Origin of the sequence: Streptomyces sp. UH6 (assembly GCF_013421635.1) — a bacterium.
GTDB classification, from domain to species: domain Bacteria; phylum Actinomycetota; class Actinomycetes; order Streptomycetales; family Streptomycetaceae; genus Streptomyces; species Streptomyces abyssomicinicus.
In genome coordinates this window covers 1-6,168 of sequence record NZ_JACADT010000289.1, presented here as the reverse complement: position 1 = coordinate 6,168, position 6,168 = coordinate 1, and the positions used below count along the sequence as shown (strand labels likewise).

General features: G+C 71.1%; 4 protein-coding genes. 1 reads left to right on the top strand and 3 read right to left on the bottom strand.

The window, feature by feature from the left end:
* Nucleotides 1-273: 273 nt before the first annotated feature.
* The 3 genes from HW445_RS15610 to HW445_RS15600 all read right to left on the bottom strand — a co-directional run bounded on the left by HW445_RS15610 (nt 274) and on the right by HW445_RS15600 (nt 4,546).
* Entirely contained in the window at nt 274-477 is a 204-nt protein-coding gene (locus HW445_RS15610; RefSeq protein ID WP_043247736.1) for a cold-shock protein, read from the bottom strand.
* Between the two features lie 291 nt (nt 478-768).
* On the bottom strand, nt 769-3,438 hold the full coding sequence (locus HW445_RS15605; protein WP_180221626.1) for an FG-GAP-like repeat-containing protein: 2,670 nt from the start codon (nt 3,436-3,438) through the stop codon (nt 769-771).
* 670 nt (nt 3,439-4,108) lie between these two features.
* Nucleotides 4,109-4,546: a MarR family transcriptional regulator gene (locus HW445_RS15600; protein ID WP_151773778.1), complete on the bottom strand. Its 438-nt coding sequence runs from the start codon at nt 4,544-4,546 to the stop codon at nt 4,109-4,111.
* A 201-nt stretch (nt 4,547-4,747) separates the two neighbouring features.
* Here HW445_RS15600 and HW445_RS15595 point away from each other — a divergent pair, with 201 nt between their 5' ends.
* Nucleotides 4,748-5,920 (top strand): PP2C family protein-serine/threonine phosphatase, encoded by a 1,173-nt coding sequence (locus HW445_RS15595; RefSeq protein WP_180221625.1) that lies wholly within the window; start codon nt 4,748-4,750, stop codon nt 5,918-5,920.
* The last annotated feature ends 248 nt before the right edge of the window (nt 5,921-6,168 follow it).

Genomic DNA, 6,168 nt, shown 5'->3' with positions numbered 1-6,168 from the left:
GCCGTACGCCCCGCGCGGCGAGCGCCGCGCCCGCCCGGCCGCTCGGCACCACCGCGAGCACGCGGTCCGCCGGGACCCGTTCCAGCAGATCCTCGATCACCCGCGTGCCCAGACTTCCGGTGGCCCCGGTCACAACCATGCGCATGGCCACAAGTTCCCCCGTGTTCCGGAGGGTGCGCAAGTCCCGGCCGTGACACGCGAAAGGCCGGGCCCGCACTCACGAGGAGTGCGGGCCCGGCCCTGTGATGCGTGGTGCGCGGTGCGCGGTACGCGTCAGGCGGGGGTGATGTTCTCCGCCTGCGGGCCCTTCTGGCCCTGCGTGACGTCGAAGTTCACGCGCTGGCCCTCCTGCAGCTCACGGAAGCCGGAGGAGTTGATGTTCGAGTAGTGGGCGAAGACGTCGGCGCCGCCGCCGTCCTGCTCGATGAAACCGAAGCCCTTTTCCGCGTTGAACCACTTAACGGTGCCGGATGCCATGTGAATCTCCCTGTGGGCAGTTTCCGGAACCACACCTCGTGGCCCCGGAGTCGCTGCTCTGGCAATTTCCGGAAATAAAAAAGAGTGCTCCCGGCGACGTAAAGGTCGTCTGAGAGCACTCAAGAAGTCTCTGGTAACCAAAACTGCAACTGCTGCCAACCGTAGCACAGGCTTCCCGCAAAGTGGCGGGCCACTGGCGAAGAAATGTCGCACCGGAAATTTATACGACAGCAGGAATAAACGGGACGGGGTGGGGAAACGCCGCGACGGACGCTTCCCCACCCCGTTCGTTCACGGCTGGAGGGTCTGGCCCAGGTGGCCGCCGGTGGGCGTGCCCATGACGGTGCGGCCGTAGTAGACGCCGCCCGACGTGGAGACGCCGGAGCTGCCGGAGTCCAGCTGCAGAATCGTGCCGTTGTAGGAGTCCTCGCCCTCGACGCCGATGGCGAGGTCCGCACGGCCCCAACCGGACAGGTCCTGGAGGACCACGGCCGAGCCGAACCGGTCGTTCGTCTCGGTGGCGCCGGCGATGCCCGCGGTGTCCTGGGTGTAGCCGATGGCCCCGGTGCCGGTGAGGCCCGCGGAGCTGCCCTTCAGCAGGAACACCATGCCCGCGTCGGCGCGGTTGCCGCTGCGGGTGATGTCCTCGCGCGGCGCGCCCGTGAGCACGTCGGCGTAACCGTCCAGGTTGTAGTCGCCCGCGGACACCGACCAGCCCATGGCGTCGCCGCTCTCGGCGGAGCCCGGGACACCGGAGGTGTCCTGGTGGACCGTCTTCATGCCCGTGGTGGTGAACCCGGTGGAGGTGCCCGGGACGACGGTGACCTGGCCGCCCGCCTTGGCGCCGGACTCCGCGGTGTACGGCTGGCCGATGACGATGTCGTCGTAGCCGTTGCCGTTCACGTCACCCACCGCGAGGGACCGGCCGCCCTTGACGGACAGGACGCTGACCTTCGTCAGGCCGGTCGCGGAGCCCTTGAACCAGGTGACCCTGCCCACCTCGGACTGGTCACGGTAGTTGAGGGCCACGTCGGCGTAACCGTCGCGGTTGAAGTCGCCGGTCGCCGCGTCCAGGTAGCCCACCGCGCCGGTCGCGGTGGTGAGCTTGCCGGACTGGGTGCCCTTGCCGGACAGGGTGGCGCCCCAGGCCCCGCCGTTGCCGGTGCCGGCCGAGAACACGTCCGCCGTGCCGTCGGCGTCGAAGTCGCCGACCGCGACGGTCGTGCCGATCTTGGCGCCCGCCTTCGCGACGGGGTCGCGCACGGTGGCGGTACGGGTCAGCGAGGGCCCGTGGAGCACGACGAGTGCTCCCGCGTCCGTCCCCACACCGTTGTCCTCGCCCGGCACGCCGACCACCAGGTCGGCGTAACCGTCGCCGTCCAGGTCACCCCAGGCGCTCGACGCGCCCCAGTTGTCGCCGGCCTCGGAGGCTCCGACGACACCCTCGGAACTCTGCGTGATCACCTTGCGCAGCGTGCCGTCGGGGCCGTCCGTGGAGCCGGGGACGACCACCAGGCTGCCCGCGGAGCTCGACGCGCGCGGCACGCCCGCGACCAGGTCGGAGATGCCGTCACGGTTGAAGTCGGCGGTCGGGACCGCCGCGTCGGCGAGCGGGCTCGCCGCGATCCGGCGGATCTCGCCGAGCTTCGCGTACAGGGTGGCACCGGGGCACGCGGTGGCGTAGCCGTCGCGGTGACCGGAGATCACGTTGAGGGTGGCGAGCTCGCCCTTCTTCCAGACGCCGGTGTCGCCGCCTGCCTCCAGCGTGACCTTGCCCTTGGGGTCGCCGCCGTACTGGCCGAGCTTCCACGCGGCGAGGCGGGCCGCCGACTCCAGCGCGGCGCGGCTGGGCCTGCCGGCCGGCTGGCCGTCCACGCCCTCGAAGTCGCCCAGGAAGGCGATGCCGGTGGAGTAGCCGTTGAAGCCGTAGGTGTGGGCGCCCATGACCGGAAGGTCGGCGCCGCCCCCGCGGCCCTCGAAGATCTGGCCGCACTTGTCGACCAGGAAGTTGTACCCGAGGTCGTTCCACCCGTTGGTCTCGATGTGGTACGCCATCACGCCGCGGACCAGGGACGCGGACTGCGCGCAGCTGTAGCTGTTCGAGCCGACCGTGTGGTGGACGAAGACGGCGTCGACCTTCTCGATGTACTCGGCCGGGTCCTCCACCTTCGACTCGTCCGCGCCCCACTGCGCCCGGCTGACGATCGGGGGCCGGGTGACCGTGGACGGCGGCGCGACCGGCTTGGGCGGAACCGTCTCGGTCGGCTCCGGGGCGGGCGAGGTGGTTCCCCCGGCCGGCGGAGTCGTCTCCTCGGCGGGCGGTGTCGTCTCCTCGGCCGGCGGAGTGGTCTCCTCGGCGGGCGGCGTCGCCTCGGCCGGGGGCGTCGGCTCGTCGACCGCGGGCGCGGTGGTCTCCTCGCTCGCGGCGGCGAAGGCGGCCGGCTCCAGCTCGATGTCCGTGGACTTCGTCTCCGCGGTGGTGACGACGCCCGGGTCGATCATGTTGACCTGCATGCCCTTGGGCATCGCGGAGGTGCTGCCGTCCTCGCGGACCACCTGCACCTCGACGCCGTCGGCCGGGCCGACCCAGAGCGGCTCGGACGCGCCGCGCATCTCGGCGGTCGGGTCCTCCGGCGGGGAGTTGTGGAACTCCAGGTCCTTCCAGACGGACCACTCGCCGGTCTCCGCGCTGCGGGTGCGGACCTGGGCGGTGCCGTCGAGCTCCCGCTCGGCCGCGTCCCAGGACACGCCGAGCATCGAGAACAACCGGGTCTCCGTGCGCGGCAGTTCCTTCTTGGCGCTATTGCCGGGGAGCGCCAGGTCGTAGACGCGGACCGGGCGCTTGTCCCGTGCCTGTTCGGCCGCCGGGGCGGCATCCGGCGGATCCGCCATCGCGTAAGTGGCCACCCCACCGCCGCCGAGGAGCACGGCGCCCAGGGTGATCCAGGCTCTGCGCTTCATGCTCAGCGGGCGATAGGCATGTGCTGTCGTACGACGTCTCAAAACTCCTACCTCACGTAGATGACGCCTTGGTGCGTCGAAAAGGCGGGAGAAAGGGCCGAAGCCGCGCTCCGCACGAGGTGCGCGGCGGCCGGGCCACGGTCAGGAGGGACGCGCGAGGCGCGCGGCCGCAGGAATTCCCCCACTCTCATGTACATGACTCCCCGGTGCCGCCAAAGGTTGCACGGGACACGGAGGTTACCGCGTGACGCATTCGACGCGTGGGGCGCGGCAAGCGGCGGGGGAGGGCCGCGAAGGGGATGCCGCGACCCTCCGCGGGGCCGTGCCCGGCCTTCGCCCGGGGCGGAGGGGCGGGGCGGAGGGGCGGGGTGGTTCGCGGGGAGTCCGGGGAAGAAGAAAGCCCAGGCCATCGGCGCGGGGGCGGCGCGCGTCGGTCCCCTTCCGCGGAGACAAGGGGAACATCTCATGACAGAAAGGGCGATCACGGGGTATCAGGGTCTACGAAAGGGCTGTCCGCGGCATAGTTGCCGTTTGACAATAATAGCCGCCAGACAACAAAGTAGCCGTGTCGGACGTGCGCGGGGAAGGACCTGAAATGCTCCGGTGGGCGGAGACCGCTCCGCGTGATGATCGCTCGCCGAAGGGCGGCGCCGGTGCCGCGAGAGGTGGGTCAGGCGGTCCGGCTGTCGGAGGAGTCCGGAGCCGCGCCGAGTATCTGCGACGCCGCGGTGGCGCAGAACGCCTCCAGCCCCTCGAGCAGGGCGATCCGCTTGGCGGCGGGCATGTCCGCCAGCACCTCCCGCACCTCCTTCTCCCTGCGGGCCCGCAGGTCGGCGAGGAAGACGCGGCCGCGGCCGCTGAGGTGCAGGCGCACCTCGCGCCGGTCCTCCGGGCTCGTCACGCGCTCGATGAAGCCGGCGGCCTGGAGCCGGTCGCAGAGCCGGCTGGTGGAGGGCGGCGTGGACGCCAGGGACTCGGCGAGCGTGCGCAGGTTGATGCCGTCGTGGTGCTCCAGGATGTGCAGCACGCGCAGCTGGGACGCGGAGGTGGGCGCCGTCGAAGCGCGGCCCCACACGACCTCCAGCAGCTCGGCGGCCGTGGTGGTCACACGTGCGACCTCGTCGGGCTCGGGGCAGCGGCGGAAGGCAGTCACGGTCACACTCTCGCAGGGACTGGGGTGCCTGTCAGCGTACTAGGCGGGCCCGCCGGCCCCGGGTGACCCGGAACGACCGACGCGACTGCCTCATGTTCTCCGTCTCATGGTGGCGGACGTACGTTCGTCCGGCGAAGGATTGGTGAAAATTACTCCATGCAAAGTTTCGTGGCCGTTGAGCGTGCTCTTCGAAGATCGGCCCCCCACGCGCTGCTCGACGTCACGCGCGCCGTCCTGAAGGAGCAGTACGGCGCCCAGGACGTCGAGCTGTACATGGCGGACTACGGCGTGAGCGTGCTCCAGCCCGTGTCGGTCCTGCCGCACACCCTGGAACCGGTGTCCGTGCACAACAGCCCGGCCGGCCGCGCCTTCGGTTCGCAGCAGCCGTACCGCGAGGAGGGGCGCGACGGCGGGGCCCGCCTGCACCTGCCGGTCAGCGTGCGCGGCGACCGGCTCGGGGTGCTGACCGTGACCCTGCCCGACGGCGACGCCGTCCGCCGTTGGGAAGGGGAGCTCGTGGAGGTCGCCGAGGTGCTGGGGCACGAGGTGGTGGTGGCCGAGCGTGACACCGACCTGTTCATGCAGGCGCGGCGCAAGGACCGGCTCACGCTGGCCGCCGAGATGCAGTGGCACCTGCTGCCGGGCCGCTCCTGCGTGCGCCCGGAGTTCGAGCTGGGGGCGCAGCTGGAGCCGGCGTACGCGATCTTCGGGGACAACTTCGACTGGTCCACCACCGCCGACCGTCTCACGCTGTACGTCACCAACGGCATGGGCGAGGGCATCGAGGCGTCGCTGCTGACCAGCCTGGCCATCAACGCGCTGCGCAACGCCCGGCGCGCCGACATACCCATCGCCGACCAGGCGGCCCTGGCGGACCAGGCGGTCTACGCCCACTACCGCGGGCGCTGCTACCTCTCCGTCCTGATGCTCGACCTCGACCTGGCCACCGGCCGGGCCCGGGTCGTCGACGCGGGCTCGCCGCAGCTGCTGCGGCTCCGGGACGGCTCGGTGGAGCACGTCACCTTCGACGCCCAGCTGCCGTTGGGCATGTTCGAGGAGACCGACTACATGGCCCAGCACTTCCAGGCCGAGCCCGGCGACCGTCTGGTCTTCGTCAGCGACGGGGTGCACGCTGTCGCGTCACCGAAGGGCGAGGCGTACGGGGACACGGCCCTGTCCCGCGCCATCCAGTCCACCCGGCTGCTGCCGGCCGCCGAGGTGCCGCGGGCGATCCTGCGGGAACTGACCGGCCACCGCGGCAAGTCGGTGCCGGACGACGACGCCCTGATCGTCTGTCTGGACTGGCACGGGAGGCGGGCCGACGGATGAGCGGCGGAGCGGCCGGGTTGTGACGATCTCGTGTCGGCTTTCCGTGGGGTCTCGTCAGATCAGTTGCCCTGTGACAATAATTGCCGGGTGGTGTGTCAGCGGACCGGCCCAGGCGTGTGTTCGCAGCAGGGAGGCGATGCGGATGGCGGAGCACGGCCCCCCGTCCATGATCCCGTGCCGACGGCCCTTCGATCCACCGGGTGTTCATGACAGTGCGTCCTGAGGTCTGGAAGATCACGTCGGCCGCC